Source organism: Solibacillus sp. FSL H8-0523, from assembly GCF_038051985.1.
GTDB lineage: Bacteria > Bacillota > Bacilli > Bacillales_A > Planococcaceae > Solibacillus.
The window spans coordinates 3,152,092-3,175,592 of sequence record NZ_CP150291.1 but is presented as its reverse complement, the minus strand read 5'-3'; the positions used below and the strand labels follow the sequence as shown (position 1 = coordinate 3,175,592).

Sequence of the window (23,501 nt, the reverse complement as noted above, 5' to 3'; positions counted from 1 at the left end):
ATCGCTAGGTGCTTTCTTTAAAAAGTGAAAGAACCTGCGCTCATACCCGCAATACGACCAGTTACTAAAGCGGATGTGATGTTGTAGCCACCTGTATAGCCATGAATATCTAAAATTTCACCGCAGAAATAAAGACCTAGTTTTTTCTTAGAGGCCATCGTTTTTGGTTCGATTTCTTTTACTGATACACCGCCACCTGTAACGAAAGCTTTATCGAGAGATTGTGTACCGTGTACATTCATCGTAAAGCCGACTAATTCACGCGCAAAGTTACGAATCTTTTCCTGTGATAATTCGATACCTGTAAGCATTGGATCAATGCCAGCACGTTCTAGTAAAAATAGTAACCAACGCTCTTGGGCAAGAGATTTCCATAAATTTTTAACGGCCTTTTTCGGATCTTCTTTAATTGTTTTATTTAACATTTGGAAAGCTGTTTCTTCATTGTAGTCTGTTAACGACTGAATGCGTACTTGTACAGGTGCACTACCCGTTTTTAATTGTTCTTTCACGATGAATTGGCTACAACGTAAAATCGCTGGGCCACTTAAGCCGAAGTGCGTAAACAGCATATCCATTTTGTGCGTCACAAGTACTTTACCTTTTTTATTTAACACAGAAACGGCGACATCGCGCAGTGCTAACCCTTGGAGTTCACGTGATTGGATGAATGGTTCCTTAGATGTTACGGGTACTTCTGTTGGGAATAATGTTGTGACCGTATGTCCAGCGCGCTCTGCCCACGGATAGCCATCACCTGTTGAGCCGGTTTGTGGAACAGCTTTACCGCCAACTGCGACAACCACAGTATTCGCACGAATTTCTTCGCCACTTTCTAGGCGGACACCATGAATTTTTTCGTCGTCCATCATTAATTTGTTTACCGCTGTATGCAGACGAACTTCGACTTTTAAACGTTTTAATTCATTGATCAGTGCATCAACCACATCTTGTGCACGGTTTGAAACAGGGAACATACGCCCGTGATCTTCCTCTTTTAACGGCACACCTAAGCCTTCGAAAAAGCGAATAATGTCTTCATTGTTATACACCGTGAACGGACTAAACATAAAGCGTCCGTTACCCGGAATGTGCTTAATAATCTCCTCGACCGATAAACGATTCGTGACGTTACAACGCCCACCACCAGAAATGGCTAGTTTTTTCCCTAGCTTCGAGCCTTTTTCTAGTAATAATACTTTTTTATTTTTTTCGGCTGCGGCAATCGCGGCCATTAAACCTGAAGGCCCGCCTCCGATAACGATACAATCAAACATAGTTAATTCTCACTTTCTTTACGTATAATTTTCTTAATGCTTCAATGTTTTCTATGACCTATTATACATGAATTGAAGAAACTATTTGAGTAAATGGTCTTTCACATGTAAACTGTTAAAGGGAATGTATTGGAACTTCCAACAAAGGGAAGTCGTCAGTATTAAAACTGGAAATTAAAAGGTGTTTAGAAGAACACCACTTGAACTTATATAGAGAACGGTAGGTTTTTTCATGTCTTCTTTAATGAAGGGAACGGCGATTTTAACGGTCGGCTTATTTTTATCAAAGCTTTTAGGCTTAATTTATATTTTCCCGTTTTATGCGATTGTAGGCGAAGAAAATATCGGTTTATATAACTATGCTTACATTCCGTATAATATTATGCTAAGTATTGCCATTGCCGGGCTGCCAATTGCGGTTTCGAAATTTGTTTCGAAATACAATGCGCTCGGTGACTATGATGCCGGACGCCGCTTAGTAAAAACGGGCGCACTGTTAATGACGCTTACAGGAATTGTAGCGTTTATTTTAATGAATTTATTAGCAACACCGATTGCCAATATTGTTATTGCAGATAAAGAGCAGGCATTTAGTGTACAGCAAATTTCTGATGTAATTCAGTGGGTAAGCTATGCATTGCTTGTTGTGCCAATTATGAGTTTAGTGCGCGGGTATTTGCAGGGGTATGGTCATTATATGCCAACTTCGGTATCACAGCTCATTGAACAAATTGTACGAATTATTTTCTTACTTGCTGGGGCGTTCTTAGTTGTAAATGTGTTTGATGGGGACGTCATAACTGCTGTCAACTTGTCGGTATTTGCTGCGTTTATTGGCGCACTTGGCGGACTTGTTACATTATTTTATTTCTGGAAAAAGCTGCGTCCTGAAATAAAAGCGGTGCAAGTAGTGGCACCAAAGGAATACCAGTTGCCCTATTCAGATATGTATAAGGAAATCTTTAAGTATTCGATTCCAGTAGTATTTGTTGGGTTAGGGAGCTCGCTCTTCCAATTAGTGGATATGCTAACGTTTAACCGCGCGATGACTGCAGCAGGTCTAGCAGAAGTAACGGATACGTACTTCACAATGCTGAACTTATTAACACAAAAGATCGTCATGATTCCCGTTGTATTAGCGACAGGCTTTTCGATGGCCATCATTCCAACCGTAACGAAGTTTTTCACGCAGGGTAACTTAGGTCAAGTACATGCCGCGATTGATAAAACGTATCAGGTGCTGTTATTTATTACAGTACCGGCAGCAATTGGGATTGCCATTTTAGCAGAAGATTTATATCACTTCTTCTATTCATATAGCGAAATGGGGACGCAAGTGTTAAGTCACTACGCACCACTTGCGATTTTATTTGGTTTATTCTCGGTGACGGCTGCCATTTTACAAGGGGTCGATTATCAAAAATGGGTGGTGTTCAGCTTACTTGCAGGGCTGTTTGTCAAAACAATCTTAAACACACCACTGATTAAGCTCATGTCAGTAGATGGTGCGATTTTAGCAACAGCAATTGGTTATGTTGTCACGATTGTTATTAATGTATTTGTCATTAACAAAGTGACAAACTATCAAATGAAAGTAGCGCGTCGTCGCATTTTATTGATTTTCTTATTAACTGCTTTCATGGCGGTATCGGTTTGGGTGACGCATTTCGCGTTAAGTGCAATTGCACCAGCCGATTCAAAATTACTAGCACTAGCATATGCCGTGATTTGTGCCGCTGTTGGAGTTGCAGTTTACGGAGCGATTTCGATTAAATTAGGTTTAGCACAGCTATTATTAGGTGAAAAATTAACAAAAATATTACGTAAATTACGATTAGCAAAATAAGAAAAGTGGACGTCTATATGGGCGTCCTCTTTCACTTGAGAGGGATTTATATGCGTTTAGATAAATTATTAGCGAACATGGGCTACGGCACACGTAAAGAAGTAAAGGTATTATTAAAGCAAAAGGCAGTCACGGTAGATGGTGACGTCGTGAAGGATTCCGCGATGCATGTGGATCCAGAAAAGCAAAATGTCTCGGTTTTAGGGGAGCGCGTGGAATATGTAGAGTTCATTTATGTCATGATGAACAAGCCACCAGGTGTCATTTCGGCAACGGAAGATAAATACGATCAAACAGTAATTGATTTACTTGACCCATATTTCCAGAATTTCGAGCCGTTTCCGGTAGGGCGATTAGATAAGGATACAGAAGGGCTGTTACTCATTACGAATGATGGTACGTTAACACATAATTTACTCTCACCGAAAAAGCATGTACCGAAATGGTATTACGCGAAAATTGATGGGGTTGTTACTGAGGCGGATATCGAAGCGTTCGCACAGGGGGTTACATTAGATGATGGCTATCATACAAAGCCAGGTGAATTAAAGATTTTAACTTCAGGTGAGCAGTCGGAAATCGAATTAATGATACAAGAGGGCAAGTTCCATCAAGTAAAGCGTATGTTTGAAGCGGTTGGTAAAACGGTGACGTATTTAAAACGTTTATCGATGGGGCCGCTTACCTTAGATGAAGAATTAGCACTTGGTGAATACCGCGAGCTGACAAAAGAAGAATTACAAAGTTTATTAGAGCGTTAAGAAAAAAATAGACAAAAAAAAGCGAACGTCCCCGACGAAAAGGACGTTCGTTTTTTTCGTTCTCAGTGTTTTAAGAACTAGGCGAGACTTCAGCATAAAAGTCTCTTTATAACAGGTTGTAACTGATCGACACCTTAAGTTATGTTTGGAGTTTAGTCCTTTGTTCACAAAATAAGAATCAGCCGCTTTCAAGAATTCTAAGATGTCATTTTTACTTTTTTCTTCGTCGTTGTCCATTTACCTCGACTTGGGCTCATTACCAAGTCATTGAAGGCTAACACATTCAAATCTCTTTGAATGGTGCGAGGAGTGATGTTGAACTCTTCGACTAAATCCTGTGTAGTTACTTCACCTTTATTCAGGATAAACATGTACACGTCTTTAATACGATTAAGCATTCTGTCAGTAGTTGGTTTCATAATTAAAAACCACTCCTTCATCTTAAATTCTCATGGCATAAGACTAGCGGACGACAAGTGTTGTGCGGAGTGCACTTAGGCCTTTTTAGTTTGCCTTAGACATCCCCTTTTCTGAAAGTTTGGCCAGAATGAATGTTCTGACACCTATATTATAGCGGAAAATTTAGTATTTTTCCATAACGACAACACAATTAATAAAAAATTTACAGAAAATTCATAAACTAGTGTGAGTTTAGTAATGATGAATTGGGAAAACTAGTATTTCTCTAATAAGATGGTGAACAAAATTATATTGAATTTTGTTTTGTTATACCCTTACTTTTCGTTATTGTATTTTTAGCGAGAAGGAGTAAAATAAATCATATTATATAAACGAGGTGTTATTCATGGATTGGTTAAAAATTGCACAGGCGCGTGAACAGGAACTAATTGCCGAGTTACAGCAATTACTACAAATCGAAAGTGTACTTGATGAAGAACAGGCAACAGCCGAAATGCCATTCGGTCCTGGGCCAAAAGCGGCGTTAGATTTTATGCTTGAACAAGGTGCAGCACGTGGTATGGTCACAAAAAATGTGGACCATATGGCGGGGCATATTGAAATGGGACAAGGTGAAGATTTAATCGGTGTTCTTTGTCACGTGGACGTTGTACCGGCGGGTAACCCTGCAACATGGACGTATCCGCCGTTTGAAGGGCGTATTGTAGACGGTAAGTTATATGCGCGCGGAGCGATTGATGATAAAGGCCCAACAATGGCAGCGTGGCTTGCGATGAAAATGATTCAAGATGAAGGCATTGAGTTAAACAAGCGTGTGCGTATGATTATTGGCTCAGACGAAGAAAGTGGCTTCCGTTGTGTCGATCGTTATTTCGAAAAAGAAGAAATGCCTACAATCGGCTTCGCACCAGATGCAGATTTTCCATTAATCAACGCGGAAAAAGGTATCGCGCATTTAGTATTTGCGAGCAAAGAAAAGCCAGTAGTAAATGAGCTTGTATCCTTTAAAGCGGGTAAGCGTACAAATATGGTACCGGATGAAGCAATTGCAACATTGAAATATGTCGGATTAAACGCAAGTGAGAATTTTCACACATTTTTAAAAGAAAATGATGTTCAAGGTTCTTTCATTGAGCAGGGTGATACGATTATAATTACGATTAAAGGGAAATCCGCGCATGCAATGGAGCCTGAAAAAGGACGAAATGCAGCGGTGATGTTAGCGAAATTTTTACAAAACGTGGTGACAACAGCAGAAGCAAAGGCCTTTGTTGACTTCATCGTGAATGTATTTGACAACGATCACTACGGTACGTTTTTACAATTAAACTTTGAAGACGACATGTCGGGTCCAACAACGTTAAATCCAGGTATTGTGTCATTTACTGAAAACGGGGCAGTCATTGAAGTGAGTATGCGTTACTCTGTGACGTATCCATTTGAAGAAAAAATGACGTCTGCGCAAAGTTTATTACAAAACGAAGCGTTCACATTAGATGTAGCGGGTAACTCAGCACCACACTACGTAAGTGAAGATGATGAACTCGTGCAAACATTAATGAACGTCTACCAAAAGTATAGTGGTGATTTCCGTAAACCACTATCAACAGGTGGTGGTACGTACGCGCGTGTCATGAAAAAAGGTGTAGCTTTTGGGATGTTATTCCCAGGTGAGCCAGATGTTGCACACCAAGCCGATGAGTTTGTTGTCGTAGAGAACTTAGTAAAAGCAGCAGCGATTTATGCAGAAGCGATTGTAAAATTAGCAACTAAATAACAAAAGGGTGGTAACGAGAATGAGCTATAGTTTATTTAATGACCAAATTGTAAAAGATGAAGAAGTAGTAATTGATAAGGAAGACCGTGGCTATCAGTTTGGAGACGGCGTTTATGAAGTTGTGAAAGTCTATAATGGTGAATTATTTACAGCAACAGAGCATATCGATCGTTTTTACGCGAGTGCTGAAAAAATTCGCATTGCCATTCCGTATACAAAGGATAAATTACACCAACTAGTACACCAATTAGTAGAAGCAAATAACATCGACACAGGTCACGTATACTTCCAAATTACGCGCGGCACTTGCCCACGTAATCACGTATTCCCGGGCGATGATGTCAAACCAGTGCTTACAGGGAACGCGAAGGAAAATCCACGTCCAGTGGCAAACTTTGAAAATGGTGTAAAAGCAACATTTGTAGAAGATATTCGTTGGTTACGTTGCGACATTAAATCACTGAACTTACTAGGTGCGGTACTTGCTAAACAAGAAGCACACGAAAAAGGCTGCTATGAGGCGATTTTACACCGCGGTGAAACGATAACAGAAGGTTCATCTTCTAATATTTACGGCGTGAAAGACGGCGTGTTATACACACACCCAGCAGATAACCTAATCTTAAACGGGATTACACGCCAAGTGATTTTAACATGTGCTGCTGAGATTGGGATGTCTGTAAAAGAAGAGCCAATGACAAAAGCGGCATTACTTGAAATGGATGAAGTGATTGTTTCTTCTACAACGTCTGAAGTAACACCGATTATTGATGTCGATGGAACAGCGATTGGAAACGGAACACCAGGAGAATGGACACGTAAATTACAAGCGCAATTCGAGACGAAAATACCTAAAGGGATTAACGCTTAATTGCTAAAATATGAAAATAGCGGGTTGCTTTCACGCAATCCGCTATTTTTTTTTGCCAATACCTTGTAAAATAAATGATAGATGAGAATTTAGGGAGAAGATGCAATGGCTCAGTTAGTAAAATTACAGGATTATATTTCGCGCTATCAAATTGATTTAGCGCGTTACCCGACACAGTTTATCCGTTTAAAACAAAATCAGTGGAATCGTGTCAAGCATCAATGGCAAACAGGTGAAGTAATTGACCGTTGGGAACATTTAGAGAAAGAAGTAATCCAAGAAGAAGAGAAAAAGTCATCACTTTTATCAAAAATTTTCCCGTTCGGTAAAAAGGCAAAAATTGTTGAGGAGTCTACTGACGATATTGAAAAGGTGAAAATCTCAAATGATTGGGCGATTGAAGAAGAAGTGCCTGATGAAGATACAACGCTATTTTTTGAACCAAACATCGTGTATGCACCAAAAACATTAGAAGAATTAAAGAAAATGTTTATCGATCAGTTTTTCCATTTCCAAATGAAATGGGCAAGCTCTACCATGCGCGAAAAATCCTATGTCGATCCGAAGTTCATGCGCGACACATTACTGCGCGCGATGTTGCAAACGTTGCCGGATAACTACTTAATTTTCTATTATCCAATTATTAAAGTGAAAAAAGCGCCGATTGAACTGGATATTATTATTTTAACGCCGACAGATTGTCTTTGTATTACGATATTAGAGCAGGAAGAGCAAGCCGTTTATATTGCAAATAGTGAGCGCTTTTGGATTAAAAAGGTTGGAAAAAATGATAAAAAAGTACTTAGCCCGTTAATTCAATTAAATCGTATGGAGACGCTGATGGAGCAATTATTCACGCAAAATGGAATCGAAGTACCCATCAAAAAAGTGTTATTAACACGCAATGGCTATATTGATTACCCTGGATCGATGTACGGGACGCAATTTGTCGACAAGCGTAAGTTCCCAGAATGGATGAAACAGTTGAATCGCTCTGTTTCGCCAATGAAGCATATGCAAATGCGCGCAGCACAAGCGATTTTGAATAATGTGCAAACAACATCATTCCATCGTGACATTTGGAATACGGGAAGCACAGAAAATAAGGAAAGCTAAGATGTTTGTTCATTTTATTTTAAATCCAAATGCGGGCAATGGACGTGGTCAAAAAAAGTGGCGACAATTGCAACCACACTTAACGATTCCGTATGAATTTCATGAAACCGAATATGCAGGACATACATGTGAGCTTGCTCGTTCCATTGCGAGGACGGCAACAAAAAAGCAACCGGTATGCATCATTGCGATTGGTGGCGATGGTACGCTCCATGAAGTTGTAAATGGGGTTGCAATGAGTGAACATGTGTATATTGGGGCTATTGCAGCAGGTTCGGGCAATGATTTTGCGAGGGGCTATCATGTTTTTAAAGATGCTAAGCAGCTTGAACAGTTCGTAGTAAGTAAGCAAGCCACTGTGCATGATGTAGGTGTGGCGCGAATTAATGATTATGAAAAGCGATTTGTCAATAATTTCGGCATCGGTTTTGATGCATTTGTAGCCATTATGGCAAACGAATCGCAGCTTAAGAAAAAACTTAATAAGTGGAAGCTTGGGAAACTGAGCTATCCGTATTATGTTATACAAGCCTTATTCACATTTAAACCGTTTCAATTAACAGCGATACATAATGGTAAGCGTGAAGTGTATAATGATGTTTGGTTTGCAACCGTTAGTAATCAACCATTTTTTGGAGGCGGGATGAATTTATCACCTGTTTCGAATACACAAGATGGTAAACTTGAAGTGACCGTCGTATCGAATTTATCAAAGTGGAAATTATTATTGCTTTTTGGTAGTGTATTTTTTGCGAAGCATACGCAAATGAAAGAAGTGCAACAGTTTGAAGTCCAACAAATTCAATTTGAGTTTCAGTTTGATGAACAAGTGATGTCCCATGCGGACGGTGAAAAGCAACAGCTTCAGCCAGGTACGAATGTGATTTTGGTGTACGTCGACGAAAAAGCGTGGCATTTAGCAAAATAACAGTAAAACGCATCCTTTTACGCTATAATAAAGAGGATGTTATAAAAGAAATGAGGATATAGAAGTGAGATTAAAGCATAAACCATGGGCAGCAGAATATATTGCACAGCATCAAGATGTAATTATTCCAAACCCTGAAGATTATAAAGGCAAGTGGCACGAAGTATTTGGCAACAACAACCCGGTACACATTGAGGTTGGTACGGGTAAAGGCCAATTTGTATTAGGAATGGCACAACAAAACCCGGAAATCAACTATATCGGAATTGAATTATTTGATAGCGTGATTGTTTGTGCATTAGAAAAAATCGAAGCTGCAAACAAACCGTCAAACTTACGTCTACTAAAAGTAAACGGGGAAGATTTAGAAAAATTCTTCGCGAAAAACGATGTAGACCGTGTGTATTTAAACTTCTCGGATCCATGGCCAAAATCGCGTCATGCGAAACGCCGTTTAACACATGAAGGCTTCTTAAAACTTTATGAAACTGTTTTAGTCGATAACGGGGAAATCCATTTCAAAACGGATAACCGTGGTCTTTTTGAATATTCATTAGTAAGCATGAACCAATACGGCATGGCTTTAAACTACGTATCGTTAGATTTACACGTAAATATGCCAGAAGATAATGTAATGACTGAATACGAGGAAAAATTCTCGAAAAAAGGTCAACCGATTTATCGATTAGAATGTCAATTTAAAACAAAATAATTTGCTGATTTGGGGGATGGATTAATGGATCGTTTTGAATTTCACAACATGACACTTACTTGGTTAGAGGGTGGTGTTACAGCACTAGATGGCGGGGCAATGTTTGGGGTAGTGCCAAAAGCACTGTGGTCTCGCAAATATCCGGTGAATGAGTTGAACCAAATTGAATTACCGTGTGAGCCGATGTTACTGCAATACGAGGGCAAAAATTATTTAATCGACACAGGTGTAGGTGCTGGAAAATTAAATGAAAAGCAACTTCGTAATTTTGGGGTATCAGAAGAATCATCAATCGAACGAAGCCTGGTGGAACTCGACATGAAGCCAGCGGACATCGACGGGATTCTAATGACGCATTTACATTTTGATCATGCAGGCGGTTTAACGAAATGGGAAGGTGAACAGCTTGTACCCGTGTTTCCGAATGCAGACATTTTCGTCACGCAAACGGAATGGGACGAGATGCGTAACCCAAATATTCGTTCAAAAAATACGTACTGGAAAGAAAATTGGGAGCCAGTGCAGCATCTAGTGAAGCCGTTTGACGGGGAACTTACCGTTGCACCAGGTATTAAAATGATCCATACGGGTGGGCATAGTGATGGGCATGCGGTTATTCGCCTAGAGCAAAACGGAGAAGTGGCGCTACATATGGCGGATATTATGCCAACACATGCACACCAAAATCCATTATGGGTATTAGCGTATGACGATTACCCAATGACAAGCGTATTTGCGAAAGAAAAGCTGATAAAAGAAGGGCTAGCAAACAACTACCGTTTTATTTTCTACCATGACGCCTACTACCGTATGATTCAGTGGGATGCAACAGGTAAGGAAATTACCGATAGTCTAAAGCGCTCTAAAGAAGCAAAGATTACATTTTAACAAACGAAAACCTGAAGCGCGTCATGTGCTTCAGGTTTTTTTATAGATTAATTTACTTGTGCGATATTAACGATTGCGCCAGAACGAGCGTCTGCAGCGAATTCATAGTTCTCTACTTCGCCTTCAATTGTGCGCGTAATACCACCCTTAAACACCGGGATTTCTGTGAAGCCGTTGTTGAAGTTTTCTGTTTTCATATAAATCCACGAACCGTCGATTGGTGCTTGTTTTTTAAATTCTGATTTAACCGTTGCTAAAATGTTATTTGGGTTAGCGTATGGTACAGCACGATTGCTAAGTTCTTTTACAACGATTGCTGCTGCAATACCTGTGACAACACCAAGTGCGAAATCTTTTACATTCATGAAAAATCCCCCTTAAAATTAAGTGTACTTTTACTTTATCATACTCTGAATTTTGTGTACAAAAAATAGATGGTTCGAAAATCGAAATACTATTTGGAATTTATGATATAATGAAAAAAATCTATTTTAGAGGTGTTCAGCGTGAATCAAGAGACATTGGACTTATTTAAAACATTAACAGAGCTTCCTGGTGCACCAGGGAATGAGCGTGCAGTACGTAATTTTATGCGCTCAGAATTAGAAAAATATTCAGATGAAATGATTCAAGACAATTTAGGTGGGATTTTCGGTGTGCGTAAAGCACAGGATGAAAATGCGCCAAAAATTTTAGTAGCCGGTCACATGGACGAAGTAGCTTTCATGGTGACATCGATTACAGATAACGGAATGATTCGTTTCCAAACGCTTGGTGGCTGGTGGAACCAAGTCATGCTAGCACAGCGCGTTACAGTATATGCTAAAGACCGCGAAATTCCAGGGGTTATTGCGTCAATTCCTCCGCACTTATTGACAGATGCAGAGCGTGCAAAACCGATGGACATTAAAAATATGTTGATTGATATCGGTGCAGACTCTAAAGAAGATGCGATGAACTTAGGGGTACGCCCAGGTCAATCGATCATTCCAGTTTGCCCATTCACACCAATGGCCAATCCGAATAAGATCATGGCAAAAGCTTGGGATAACCGTTACGGCTGTGGTTTAGCCATCGAATTATTAAAAGAATTACATGGCAAAGAAGTACAAAGTCATATTTATTCAGGTGCAAACGTTATGGAAGAGGTTGGCTTACGCGGTGCAGCGGTTTCAGCAAACCTAATCAAGCCAGATTTATTCTTCGCACTCGATGCATCACCAGCGAATGATACATCAGGTGACAAAACACAGTTTGGTCAATTAGGAAACGGCCCATTACTACGAATTTTTGACCGTTCTATGGTGACACACCGTGGGATGCGTGAATTCGTGTTAGATACAGCAGAATCAAATAATATCCCGTATCAATACTTTGTTTCACCAGGTGGTACGGATGCAGGTCGCGTGCATACGCAAAATGATGGGATTCCTTCAGCGGTAATCGGCATTTGCTCACGCTACATCCACACGTCTGCATCGATTATTCATGTAGATGACTATGCTGCTGCGAAAGAATTATTAGTGAAATTAATTCAATCAGCAGACCGTTCGACAATCGATTCAATTCGTGCAAACGTGTAAAAAAGTTAAATCATGTATTATAATACGAGGATGTGGATTGTTCACATTCTCGTTTTTAGTTTGTTAAAATAAAACGATATTATAATCTTGGAGATGAACGAATGAAAATCGCAGTTGGAACAGAAAATAAAGCAAAGGTTGGCGCGGTAGAAGCGATTGTTCGTGAATACTACCCTGAAGCACAGTTGGAAAATTTAGAAGTGGCATCGGACGTTTCAGTGCAGCCGTTTTCGAATGAAGAAACACGGCAAGGTGCCATTAATCGAGCGCGTAATACTTTACTGAAAACGAATGCGGATTTAGCATTTGGTTTAGAAGGTGGCGTGGATGAAATCGAAGGGGTCATGTACTGCTGTAACTGGGGCGCGGTAGCCATGAAAGACGGCACCGTAATTTCAAGCTCAGGCGCGCAGTTTGCATTACCAGAAGTTATTGCAAAAGAGCTTCGAATAGGTAAGGAACTTGGGCCAATTATGGACGTCTATACCAATACGGAAAATATTCGTCATCATCAAGGGGCGATTGGTATTTTTACGAACAATTTAATCGATCGTCAGCAAATGTTTGAGCATATTTTGAAATTACTTGTAGGACAAGTGTTATTTAAGCAACACAATCAATCATAACGAATGAACGTTCGAAGGAGAGGGAATTAAATGAATCGAAAATGGATTCATGTACTGTTAGTCGCAGCGTGTATCCTCGTGTTATCGGCTTGTGGGAATACGGTAGAGGAAAATGCAACAGCAGGTATTGAAAACGCAGAATTAGTATTTACGAGTGAACCAAATGAAACGAACAAAGCAATCGGCCATATCGAACTGTATTTACCAACTGGTTTTAATATTGAAAAGGGCATCGATGAATCTAACTATACAGTCATTAACGGTAAGAGCTCGTATATTTTATTTGTCAATCCAAACGAAACAGAAGATAGCCAATTACATTACGAACTTATAAAGAATGATGCGAAGAACAACATCATCGAAGATAAAACCTTTGAAAAAGATGGCGTATTCGGGTTTTCAGCAGTAAATAAACAAGATGAAGAAACGTTTGAATTAGTAGTCAGTGTTGGTGGTGTAAAAATTTCAACGATTTCTGATAAGAAAAAAATCGATGAAAAACTCCAAAACATGATGGAAATTGCAAAATCTGTGAAGGTTGTTCATTAACGCGAGCTTTCTACGCAGTAAATGCATAGCGTTTTTGATACAATATTGAGAGTTAATCAAAACGGTTCACAATTGTGAGCCGTTTTGTGTTGGTGGAATAGAAAAGGAAGTGACCTCATGGAGTCGAAACAATTAGTCGCCGAGCTAAAAAAGAAACTAGGCGAGGCCCAATATACATTTACATTTGATGAAAAACACGATAAATTACGTCTTGATCATAAAACGATTGGGCGCGGGATGGAGATTTCATTAGCGGGAATTCTATCGAAGTACGAAACAAAAAAACAAACAGCAATTGATGAAGTGATTTATACAATCGAGCAAACATTTCAAGCGATGACACGTGAAAAAGAGCAAGGCTTTGATGGACTGGCATCTGTGTACCCGGTTATTCGCTCAACTTCATTCCCTCAAAAATCAAATGAGGGTCACGCGTTTGTCACAACAGATCATACAGCAGAAACACGTATTTTCTATGCGCTTGATTTAGGCACAACGTTTCGTTTAATTGATGAATCCATGCTACAAAAACTGAATGTAACGGTAGAACAAGTGCGTGAAGCAGCACGTTTTTCTGTCAAAAAATTGCCGACTTCTGTCAAACGTGATGAAGTTTCGGGCAATATCTATTATTTTTTAAATCAGAACGACGGCTATGATGCGAGTCGTATTTTAAATGACAGTTTCCTAAAGGAAATGGAGAGCCAAATTGAAGGCGAAATGACGGTATCTGTACCCCACCAAGATGTATTAATTATTGGTGATATTCGTAACGAAGTAGGTTATGATGTATTAGCACAGATGACGATGCACTTCTTTACTGTGGGAGCCGTACCGATTACGAGTCTTTCATTTGTCTACGAAGACGGTCATTTTGAACCAATCTTTATATTAGCGAAAAACAAGAAAAAGGAGTAACGATATCATGAAAGTAGCTTACAACAAAGCACATGTAGGGGACGTATTATTAGTCCAATTAGCAATGGAATCAATCGTAAAAACACAAATGGAGCGTACAGGCGACATCGCAATCTTGAAAGAAGAAGAAACAGGTGAAATCAAAGCCTTTAACTTATTCAATGCAAGCAAATACATCACACTTGATGTAGCGGGTAACGTAGATGTAACACCTGAGTTAGTTGAAAAATTAGAAGCAGCCATCAAAGAAAACGGCGTAGAAATTTCATTAGACGTAGATTTCTCACCTAAATTTGTTGTTGGGTTTGTTGAATCAAAAGAAAAACACCCAAATGCGGATAAATTAAGTGTTTGCCAAGTAAACATCGGTGAAGAATCTGTACAAATTGTATGTGGTGCACCAAATGTTGAAGCGGGTCAAAAAGTAGTGGTAGCCAAAGTTGGCGCAGTAATGCCATCAGGTTTATTAATTAAAGCAGGTAACTTACGCGGTGAAGATTCATTCGGTATGCTTTGCTCAGCACGTGAGTTAGCAATTCCAGGCGCACCAGAAGTAAAAGGTATTTTAGTATTAGAAGAAGATGCTGAGGTAGGTAGCGCATTCATCGTTCCAACTCGATAATTAAAACAAGTCAGTACGAAGGGAAGTCTTTCGTACTGACTTTTTATTTTGCCTTTGAAAAATCTTTAGGAATGGCGCATTTATGCAATAAATATGATATGCTTTTGAGGTATACGTATTTTGAAGTAATACGTATAAGACCGCTACAAATAAAGTATTTGTAAGGCAATGTTTTTAGAGAAAGAAGTGATTAAGATGAGTTGGATTAAAAATCAATTTAATAAATATTTTAAGATGGATGAAAGTAATGAATACGATGAATACGAAGAATACGACGAGGAAATGGAACAGTCTACCGAGCAAAACAGGCAAAGACAACAAGACGTCTATCAAGAGCCACAGTCACCTAAGAAGACGTTTCGTTTTCCATTAATGGACGATGAATATGAGCCACAACCACAACAACCACAACAACAGCCGAAACCGCGTGTCGAGCAGCAAACGACGGGCTATTACAATGAGGATAACGAGCGATTATCCTTACCGAATCATTTGCAAAAAAGACCGTCAAATGAGGTGCTTAATGTAGAGGTATCAGGCATTCGTGATCTGTTAGAACGACGCCGTAAAGGGAAAGGGCACTCGAATGTGATTCGCACGCCAGAACAAGTACGTAAAGTGCCAGTATCGAAGGAAGAGCGTCAAGTGCTGACGAAAAATCCGAAGCGTGAAGACAGCAAAACGGTGAATAAGGAATTTATTAATCCGCTTGAAAATCGAAAACGTTTTGTGCCGACGGAAGTGCCATCACCGGTGCATGGCTTTTTAAAGCCAACACCGATTGAGCAGTTGATTGAAAAACAGCATGACTTAAAGCACAAGCTTGAAGAAGAGACGCCCGTTAAGATTGAGCCAGCGAAAGAAGCTGCAGTCGAGCAGCTAACAAAATTCGATGAACCAATAGCTATCATGCCCGTAGCGGATGAACAGGTAGCGCCACAACTAGAAAAAATAGCAATATCAGAGCCACAAGCGAATCTTCCAGTTCATAAAGAGCCAGTTGAAGAAGTGTTTCCACCAATCATTGAGCCATTTGAACTACAGCAACAAGAAGTGATGCATGAACCAGAAGCATCTGTTGTAGTAGAAGAACCGATTGCTAAAGACACTGTAATACACGCAGAGCCAATTTTATTTGAAGATGAGCCTGCTGTGACAGAACCAGAACCAATCGTATTAGAGCCGGTTCTGGAGCCTTTGAATCCACCTACTATTTTGTTAGAAGAAGAGGAAGCTTCACCAAAAGCGCAGTCTGTAGAGGATGTATTAAACGATGTGCAAGTAAAGCATGTGACCATTGAAAACTCCACAATCCATATTGGTCAGCTAAATGTCGAGCAATTACCGCAGCAAGAGCAGGACAAAATAATGGAGCAAGCACAGCAAATGACACCTACGCCAGTACAGCCACAGCCTTCGGGAAGCCGTCTGCCGTTTAATGTGTTAATGCTCAAGTCAGATAAACAAAAGCTCTTAACAAAGCAATACGTTGCACAGCGCATTGAAAAATTAGATGAAGTTCCTGAAAATAATTCAGAAGCGGAAGAAACAACTCCAGAAGAAGTCGATGAACAGTTAACAAATGAAATTATTTTTGAACAAGAGCCGATTCAAGTCGAGCCAAAAGTAGAGGTACAACAAGAGCAAGAACTTCTGGAAGCCAAGCCACAAATCGTGATTGAGCCAGTCAATGAAGTGGAAGAACTGGAACCAGTTGAACTGCCAGAAGTGCTAGAACAAGAGCGTTTACAAATCGAACAAGTAGTGACATTCACAGTAGAGACACCACAAGCTGGAAGCGCGGAGCCAACAAATGCTTACGAGCAACAAGTACAACAAGCAGCAATCGGGTTACTAGAGCGTGAACAACCAGATGAATCGATTGAAGTACATCAGTATGACGAGCCAATGAATGTACCACAAGCAGAAGTGATAGAAATCGAATCAATTGTAGAAATTGAACAATTAGAAAATGACCCATCAACTTCGCTGGAAATTGAGTCATTAGAAGAACTAGCACAAGCCATTGGAGAAGTTTCAGAAACCGAACGAGTATCTACATCGTTAACTGTTGAAGAAAACTTACCGACCCCCCTTATCGAAGGGGAGTCGATTATTGAAGTTAAGCCACAAGAAACACAAGCGCAGGTAAATGAGGTAGTTGCTACGATTGTACCGGAGGCAATCCTAACACCAGTAGTAGAAAAAGAGCCAGAAGTGGCACAACTGGTTGAAGAACCCGAGAAAAAACGCATTCCGTATGTGAAGCCACCACTAGACTTTTTAGAGCCACCAGAGGAAATGGTTGAAGACCGTGAATGGATGGATGAGCAAGGTGAAAATTTAGTAGAAGCCTTATCGTATTTCCAAGTCCAAGCGAACATTGAATCGATCGTTCAAGGGCCGGCAGTTACACAGTTTGAAATTACAGTTGGTCAAGGGACAAAAGTAAGTAAAGTTCGTAACCTAGCAGATGATATTAAACTTGCGCTTGCCGCAAAAGATATTCGTATTGACGCACCAATTCCAGGTAAGCGTTCAATCGGTATTGAAATTCCGAACCGTATTTCTCGTTCAGTGCGCCTGTCAGAAGTAACGGACTCTGATTCATTCCGTAATTCAGACTCACCGTTAGAAGCGGCATTAGGTTTAGATTTAACGGGTAAACCAGTAACAATTGACTTACGCAAAATGCCACACGGATTAATCGCAGGGGCAACCGGCTCAGGAAAATCTGTCTGTATTAACTCGATTTTAGTGAGTTTACTTTATAAGTCCAATCCAAACGAGTTAAAGCTGATGTTAATCGACCCGAAAATGGTGGAGCTTGCACCATTTAACCACATTCCGCATTTAGTGAGTCCGGTTATTACCGATGTAAAAGCCGCAACTGCTGCCTTGAAATGGGCGGTTGAGGAAATGGAACGTCGTTATCAGTTATTTATGCATAGCGGTGCACGTAAAATTGAAGCATACAATAAAATGTGTGACGAAAATGGTATGCACGCGCAAAAGTTACCATACTTATTAATCGTAATTGATGAGTTAGCCGATTTAATGATGATGTCCCCACAAGATGTGGAAGATAGTATTGTGCGCATTACGCAAAAGGCACGTGCTGCAGGAATTCACTTAATCGTTGCGACACAGCGTCCATCAGTAGACGTCATTACGGGCTTAATTAAATCAAATATCCCGACACGTATTGCGTTTTCGGTATCTTCGCAAATCGATTCACGTACGATTTTAGATGCACAAGGAGCGGAGCGCTTACTTGGCCGAGGAGATATGTTATATTTAGGAAACGGTATGTCAGCACCAACTCGTATTCAAGGTACGTTTGTAACGGATGAAGAAATTGAAGAAATTATCGAATTCGTTCGTGAGCAAGGGGAGCCAGAATATATTTTCAAGCAAGAGGAGCTTCTTAAGCGTTCAGAAGCTGTTGAAGAGCAAGACGAATTATTTGAAGAAGTATGCCGTTTTGTTTACGAACAAGGCTCAGCTTCAACCTCTCTCTTACAACGTAAATACCATATTGGCTATAATCGCGCGGCTAGACTAATTGACATGTTAGAGCGTCAAGGGTATGTTTCCGAGCCAAAAGGAAGTAAGCCAAGAGATGTCTTTATTACAGAAGAAGATTTGGCTATTCAATTTGGTGACTAAAGCACTAAAAAATAGAAGGAAATGAAAAGTTAGAATTGTCGTTCTATTATTCTTTTGTGCATTTAGTGCTATAATATAGGAATACTTTTTAGAAATAATCATTCATAATTCAATGGGATCTTTCGTATCCTAGGAGGGTTTTAACAATAATGACACGCTATCATTTTACCGGTATTAAAGGTTCAGGCATGAGTTCACTTGCACAAATTTTATTTGATGCTGGAGAGCAAGTACAAGGTTCTGATGTCGACACATATTACTTTACAGAACAGCCTTTACGTGACCGCGGAATTGAAATTTTAACATTTGATGAAAATAATATTACAGAAGGCTTAACAGTCATCGCGGGCAATGCGTTTCCAGATGAGCATCCTGAATTAGTACGTGCACGCGACTTAGGCATAGAAGTCATTCGTTACCACAAGTTTTTAGGTGACTACATTAATCATTACACATCAATCGCGATTACTGGCGCACATGGTAAAACGTCAACAACAGGCTTAATGAGTCATGTTGTCGGTGGTTATATGCCAACTTCGTTTTTAATTGGTGACGGTACAGGATCAGGTAAAGCGGATGCTTCATATTTTGTGATGGAAGCATGTGAATACCGTCGACACTTTTTAGCGTATCACCCAGATTATGCAGTGATGACGAATATCGATTTCGATCACCCGGATTACTTTACTGATATTGAAGATGTGTATAACGCATTCCAAGAGCTAGCACATCAAGTAAATAAAGCGATTATCGCTTGTGGTGACGATGAGCAACTTCAAAAAATTCAAGCAAACGTACCAGTTATTTACTACGGCTTCGGTCAGGAAAATGATTTTGCCGCGCGCAATATCGTGAAAACGACAGAGGGTACGGAGTTTGACGTATATGTACGTAATGAATTTTACAGTAAATTCTTTATTCCGTTATTCGGCGACCATACCGTATTAAACTCACTTGCTGTTATTTCGTTATGTCATTACGAAGGTGTTCCAGCGAATTTAATTCAAGAGCGTTTACTAACATACGGTGGGGTGAAACGTCGCTTCACGGAAACAAAAATTGGTAATGCTGTATTAGTAGATGACTATGCGCATCACCCAACAGAAATTGCGGCAACATTACAATCTGCTCGTCAAAAATATCCAGAGCGTGAAGTAGTCGCGATTTTCCAACCGCATACATTCTCACGTACAAAGGCATTTTTACAAAACTTTGCGGATAGCTTAAGCCCTGCCGATTCGGTCTATTTATGTGACATTTTCGGTTCAGCACGTGAAAAACAAGGCGAGCTATCGATCGAAGACTTAGCAAACTTAATCGAAGGCTGTGAAGTTTTAAAGCTAGAAGCCATTGATCACTTGAAAAAGCATGACAACGCAGTGTTCCTATTTATGGGCGCAGGCGACGTACACAAATACCAAGACGCATTTGAAGCAATTTTGAAATAAGAACAAATTTAACAGCTTACCGGCATGACTGGCTAAGCTGTTTTTCATACATAACGAAGAAATAAGCGTTTTATTTGAAGGTCGAATGGGAAATATATAAATATGGACAAAAATGTAATTCAATTTAAAGAAAAGGGATTGTACTATTTTTTGTCGAATGTTTAAATTGAACTAGATAGAGGAGGGCGTATTGAATGGAAGTAGTACTGTATATTGCAGCACTTGTTGCAGCAATCGGCTTTTTAGTATTATGTGTAAGTATTGGTATGACACTGTTTTCACTAAAGAATACGTTAAATTCAATTGCAGGAACAGTTGCAGGGATTGAGGGTCAATTAGAAGGCATCACGCGTGAAACGACAACGTTACTGACAAAAACAAACGCTTTAGCAGATGATATTTCTGATAAATCGGAAAAACTGAATTCTGTCATAGATGCAGTAAAAGGCGTTGGTGAATCGGTAAATGGGTTAAATAACTCTGTACAGCGTGTCACTTCTTCGATTTCTTCAGAAGTTCATAAAAACGAAGACAAAATTGCACAAGTTGTTCAATGGAGTAACGTAGCGATGGGGATTGCCAGTCAATGGCGTCAACGTAAACCAATCGACCAAGATGAGGTTGTATACACAAGTACAAAAACAAACGAAACACCACCATCTATGGAACAAAAGCAAAAGTTTGGCTTTTTAAAACGTAAATAATACTTATTAATTTTGTGAACGAAGGGGGAATTTGTTATGACGGTAGAACAACCAGTAAATTACAATGCAACTCAAGATTACACGCAAATTAACGACGCGATTTATGGTGATGACAAACTACATGCAAAAGACTTTGTCATTGGCGCATTAGTTGGAGGCATTGTAGGTGCTGCGGTAGCATTGTTACTTGCACCAAAAGCAGGCAGCGAGCTACGAAACGATGTTGCTGTACAAGCTGTAACATTAAAGGATAAGGGGATTGAGCTTTCAGGGACAGCGAAAGATAAAACCGTGCAGCTTTCTTCCCAGTTAAAAGAGCAATCAACAACGCTTGTTGAAAAGGTAAAAGCAAAAACAGCCAAGCAAGCACCAATTCTAGATGACGGTACGGTTTCTTCTGAAGGCGAAGAGCCATTAGATGAAATTATCGATGCAGTCGGTGATGCAGTAGCTGAGGCTACAGAGGGTATTGTCGATGTGGCACAAGAAGCACAAGACGAGTTATTAAACTCAACACGTCATTCAAATGTAGAATAAGAACTACGGCTCTCAATAATTTGAGGGCCGTTTTTTTCATAAAAACGCCTGGTGTGAGAACTTTCACACCAGGCGTTAATTTATTGGACAATCGGTTGTTCGGTTAATTGAATTTCTAAACGATCGCCGCCAAAAATTTCTGCATCAAACGTAGCAGGCTGGCCATTACGCAAAATCGTAAAGGACCCTTTAAATGCAGTTGGCAATTGCCAAGTAGAGAAGCGGAATACATCTTGATAGATCCATTTACTCGTATCTTTTTCTGAAATTTTAATCGTTGCGCCGTTTGGTACAGTCGCAATTGATTGAACGACATGTCCGTTTACAAAGAATTCACGAGCTTGTTTGATTAGTTCAACCTGTTCATTTTGGAATGTCACGATAACTTTTTCCTCTAACAATAAATTCAAATGCGCTGCTAGCTGATCAGCTGTTGGTAGCGAACTTTGTTCAAATGTAATGATATCCCCGTTTTGAACAGGATAATTAATTTTGCCTTGTTTGCCGTTTACGTAGAGCTGAGATGAGAACTCTGGTAAATACAGTGGCTTGCCATCAATATGCACGCAGTATGAACTAAATTGCTGTAAATGCATTAAGTTATTCGTATGCTTAAATGCATCCTCAATCGTTTCCACGCTTTCGACAACGACTACATCACGGTCATTTAATGCTGTATCTAAATTTACAACGGCACCATTTACATACACTTTTGGTTCAATCATATATTGGGTATCGCGAATCGTTACGGATAGTACCGACGCCTCGTCAATAATTTCTCGCACCGTTACTTTTGCATCCGTGCCGTCTAAGCCTGCAACAAGCTCGATGATGTCTCCACTTTTAATTTGCGTTTTTGTAGAGGCCTCCTCACCGTTAACTAAAATTTTTGCTGCTTGTCCGTGTTCGCCGGGTACTAAAACATTTTGATTATTTACGGTAATAGATAAGCCGTGTCCAGGTTTGCCGTATAGCTGTTTTGCGCGAATATTTGCCGCTAAAAAGGCATCACCGACCGTCATTTCCTTTAATTCAAATAAACGTACTACTTGGTTATTTACCGTTAATGACATGTAATGTACAGGTGCCTTTTGTGCAGCGATTGCAATCCCAATCGGTGTTACTAGCTCCGGTGTCGCCATAATATGTTCTGCACGTGTTAGGTTCTGAATGGCGTTGACATCACGTACAGCCACACGATTTTTAGGTAATTGTAAAATTTTGCATAGTTCATCTGTTAGGTTAGGCGTTAAACTCCCACCACCTACAAGCATGACCGCTTTTGGCGCTTCGTTGCTATTTAGACGTAGAATTTCCTCGCCAATGGATTTTGCTAAGTTTTCAATTGCTGGGAAAATAGCTTCTAACACTTCTTCACGTGGGAAGTATTGATCAAAGCCTAAAATATCCTGAATTAATATTTCCTCACTTGTATGCATTTGACGCTTAGCTGTCTCTGCAATTGGGAAGTCTAATAGATAATGGTCACTAAGGGCTTCTGTGATCTCGTCACCAGCTGTTGGCACCATTCCGTATGCAACGACTGTACTCTTATCAGTAATCGCGATATCCGAAGTCCCAGCCCCTATATCGACTAGGGCTACATTTAATCGACGCATTGTCGGTGGAATTAAGGCGTTTATTGCAGCTATTGGCTCAAGTGTGAGTGCTTCCATTTCTAAATCCGCGCGTTTTAACGCAGCAAGTAACGACTCGACAACGACACGTGGTAAGAATGTAGCAATTACTTCAACGCTTGCTTCGTCTCCCTGCTGATCAAGTAAGCTACCGATTTCTTCACCGTCTAAGCGGAAGTACAGTACCGAATAACCAACGCAGTAGTAATGATTATTTTTAGCATCTTCTTTTTGTTGTAAGAGCTGTTGCTGTGCCTGCTGTACGGCTTGTAATTCCATGCGGTTGATGTCTTCTTCAGTAAAAATTGGGCGATTTTTTATCGGAATCGTCACACTGGCTTGCTCCGTTTTAAGCGCACGACCGGCTGCTGCTACACTTACTTTCTTTAAATCGCCATGTGTTTGTTCAAGCTCAGATTTAATTTCTTGGATGAGTTCTGCTACGTACAGGACATTATGTATTTGGCCGTCTACCATGGCACGTTCTTTATGTTCTTTTACTAAAATATCGGCAACGTGGTATTGATCTCCCTGTTGCTCTAAAATAATCCCGACAACTGAGCGTGTACCGATGTCGAGTGCAAACAATTTATTTGTCATATGAAAACGCTT

General features: G+C 40.0%; 21 protein-coding genes. 17 read left to right on the top strand and 4 right to left on the bottom strand.

The window, feature by feature from the left end:
- Nucleotides 1–17: 17 nt before the first annotated feature.
- On the bottom strand, nucleotides 18–1,277 hold the full coding sequence (locus NSQ62_RS15800; RefSeq protein ID WP_341321093.1) for an NAD(P)/FAD-dependent oxidoreductase: 1,260 nt from the start codon (nucleotides 1,275–1,277) through the stop codon (nucleotides 18–20).
- Nucleotides 1,278–1,509: 232 nt separating this feature from the next.
- On the opposite strand from NSQ62_RS15800, the gene NSQ62_RS15795 reads away from it, so the two are divergent.
- Nucleotides 1,510–3,123 carry a polysaccharide biosynthesis protein gene (locus tag NSQ62_RS15795; RefSeq protein WP_341321092.1) on the top strand — a complete coding sequence of 538 codons (1,614 nt, stop codon included), beginning with the start codon at nucleotides 1,510–1,512 and terminating at the stop codon, nucleotides 3,121–3,123.
- Nucleotides 3,124–3,173: 50 nt separating this feature from the next.
- Entirely contained in the window at nucleotides 3,174–3,884 is a 711-nt protein-coding gene (locus NSQ62_RS15790) for a pseudouridine synthase (protein WP_341321091.1), read from the top strand.
- A gap of 197 nt (nucleotides 3,885–4,081) precedes the next feature.
- On the opposite strand, the gene NSQ62_RS15785 is transcribed toward NSQ62_RS15790, so the two are convergent.
- Nucleotides 4,082–4,303, bottom strand: a complete 222-nt coding sequence (locus NSQ62_RS15785) for a DeoR family transcriptional regulator (RefSeq protein WP_008408196.1) — start codon at nucleotides 4,301–4,303, stop codon at nucleotides 4,082–4,084.
- A 386-nt stretch (nucleotides 4,304–4,689) separates the two neighbouring features.
- On the opposite strand from NSQ62_RS15785, the gene pepV reads away from it, so the two are divergent.
- The 6 genes from pepV (at nucleotide 4,690) to NSQ62_RS15755 (ending at nucleotide 10,596) form a co-directional block, all read left to right on the top strand.
- Nucleotides 4,690–6,081 (top strand): dipeptidase PepV, encoded by a 1,392-nt coding sequence (pepV, locus tag NSQ62_RS15780; protein WP_341321090.1) that lies wholly within the window; start codon nucleotides 4,690–4,692, stop codon nucleotides 6,079–6,081.
- 19 nt (nucleotides 6,082–6,100) lie between these two features.
- Nucleotides 6,101–6,952, top strand: coding sequence for a D-amino-acid transaminase (gene dat / locus NSQ62_RS15775; RefSeq protein WP_341321089.1), 852 nt, complete (start codon nucleotides 6,101–6,103; stop codon nucleotides 6,950–6,952).
- Nucleotides 6,953–7,057: 105 nt separating this feature from the next.
- Nucleotides 7,058–8,068 (top strand): nuclease-related domain-containing protein, encoded by a 1,011-nt coding sequence (locus NSQ62_RS15770; RefSeq protein WP_341321088.1) that lies wholly within the window; start codon nucleotides 7,058–7,060, stop codon nucleotides 8,066–8,068.
- Nucleotide 8,069: 1 nt separating this feature from the next.
- On the top strand, nucleotides 8,070–8,996 hold the full coding sequence (locus NSQ62_RS15765) for a YegS/Rv2252/BmrU family lipid kinase (RefSeq protein ID WP_341321087.1): 927 nt from the start codon (nucleotides 8,070–8,072) through the stop codon (nucleotides 8,994–8,996).
- A 64-nt stretch (nucleotides 8,997–9,060) separates the two neighbouring features.
- Nucleotides 9,061–9,708: a tRNA (guanosine(46)-N7)-methyltransferase TrmB gene (gene trmB / locus NSQ62_RS15760; protein ID WP_341321086.1), complete on the top strand. Its 648-nt coding sequence runs from the start codon at nucleotides 9,061–9,063 to the stop codon at nucleotides 9,706–9,708.
- Nucleotides 9,709–9,732: 24 nt separating this feature from the next.
- On the top strand, nucleotides 9,733–10,596 hold the full coding sequence (locus tag NSQ62_RS15755) for an MBL fold metallo-hydrolase (protein WP_341321085.1): 864 nt from the start codon (nucleotides 9,733–9,735) through the stop codon (nucleotides 10,594–10,596).
- A 47-nt stretch (nucleotides 10,597–10,643) separates the two neighbouring features.
- On the opposite strand, the gene NSQ62_RS15750 is transcribed toward NSQ62_RS15755, so the two are convergent.
- Complete coding sequence (locus tag NSQ62_RS15750) at nucleotides 10,644–10,961, bottom strand: hypothetical protein (protein WP_341321084.1); 318 nt, start codon at nucleotides 10,959–10,961, stop codon at nucleotides 10,644–10,646.
- Between the two features lie 141 nt (nucleotides 10,962–11,102).
- On the opposite strand from NSQ62_RS15750, the gene NSQ62_RS15745 reads away from it, so the two are divergent.
- From NSQ62_RS15745 to NSQ62_RS15705, 9 genes are all read left to right on the top strand, one after another.
- The gene (locus NSQ62_RS15745; RefSeq protein ID WP_341321083.1) at nucleotides 11,103–12,179 is read left to right on the top strand and encodes a M42 family metallopeptidase; all 1,077 of its coding nucleotides are present in this window, start codon (nucleotides 11,103–11,105) and stop codon (nucleotides 12,177–12,179) included.
- 101 nt (nucleotides 12,180–12,280) lie between these two features.
- Complete coding sequence (locus tag NSQ62_RS15740; protein ID WP_341321082.1) at nucleotides 12,281–12,805, top strand: DUF84 family protein; 525 nt, start codon at nucleotides 12,281–12,283, stop codon at nucleotides 12,803–12,805.
- A 30-nt stretch (nucleotides 12,806–12,835) separates the two neighbouring features.
- On the top strand, nucleotides 12,836–13,354 hold the full coding sequence (locus NSQ62_RS15735; RefSeq protein WP_341321081.1) for a hypothetical protein: 519 nt from the start codon (nucleotides 12,836–12,838) through the stop codon (nucleotides 13,352–13,354).
- Nucleotides 13,355–13,471: 117 nt separating this feature from the next.
- Nucleotides 13,472–14,272 (top strand): DUF1444 domain-containing protein, encoded by an 801-nt coding sequence (locus tag NSQ62_RS15730; RefSeq protein ID WP_341321080.1) that lies wholly within the window; start codon nucleotides 13,472–13,474, stop codon nucleotides 14,270–14,272.
- A 7-nt stretch (nucleotides 14,273–14,279) separates the two neighbouring features.
- Nucleotides 14,280–14,894 (top strand): YtpR family tRNA-binding protein, encoded by a 615-nt coding sequence (ytpR, locus tag NSQ62_RS15725; RefSeq protein ID WP_341321079.1) that lies wholly within the window; start codon nucleotides 14,280–14,282, stop codon nucleotides 14,892–14,894.
- A gap of 195 nt (nucleotides 14,895–15,089) precedes the next feature.
- Nucleotides 15,090–18,563 carry a DNA translocase FtsK gene (locus NSQ62_RS15720; RefSeq protein ID WP_341321078.1) on the top strand — a complete coding sequence of 1,158 codons (3,474 nt, stop codon included), beginning with the start codon at nucleotides 15,090–15,092 and terminating at the stop codon, nucleotides 18,561–18,563.
- 149 nt (nucleotides 18,564–18,712) lie between these two features.
- Nucleotides 18,713–20,011: a UDP-N-acetylmuramate--L-alanine ligase gene (gene murC, locus NSQ62_RS15715; protein WP_341321077.1), complete on the top strand. Its 1,299-nt coding sequence runs from the start codon at nucleotides 18,713–18,715 to the stop codon at nucleotides 20,009–20,011.
- A gap of 194 nt (nucleotides 20,012–20,205) precedes the next feature.
- Entirely contained in the window at nucleotides 20,206–20,715 is a 510-nt protein-coding gene (locus tag NSQ62_RS15710) for a DUF948 domain-containing protein (protein ID WP_341321076.1), read from the top strand.
- Nucleotides 20,716–20,751: 36 nt separating this feature from the next.
- Entirely contained in the window at nucleotides 20,752–21,252 is a 501-nt protein-coding gene (locus tag NSQ62_RS15705; protein WP_341321075.1) for a YtxH domain-containing protein, read from the top strand.
- Between the two features lie 80 nt (nucleotides 21,253–21,332).
- Here the strand turns inward: NSQ62_RS15705 and pilM are convergent, their stop codons facing one another.
- Nucleotides 21,333–23,489, bottom strand: coding sequence for a pilus assembly protein PilM (gene pilM / locus NSQ62_RS15700; protein ID WP_341321074.1), 2,157 nt, complete (start codon nucleotides 23,487–23,489; stop codon nucleotides 21,333–21,335).
- Nucleotides 23,490–23,501 lie beyond the last annotated feature (12 nt).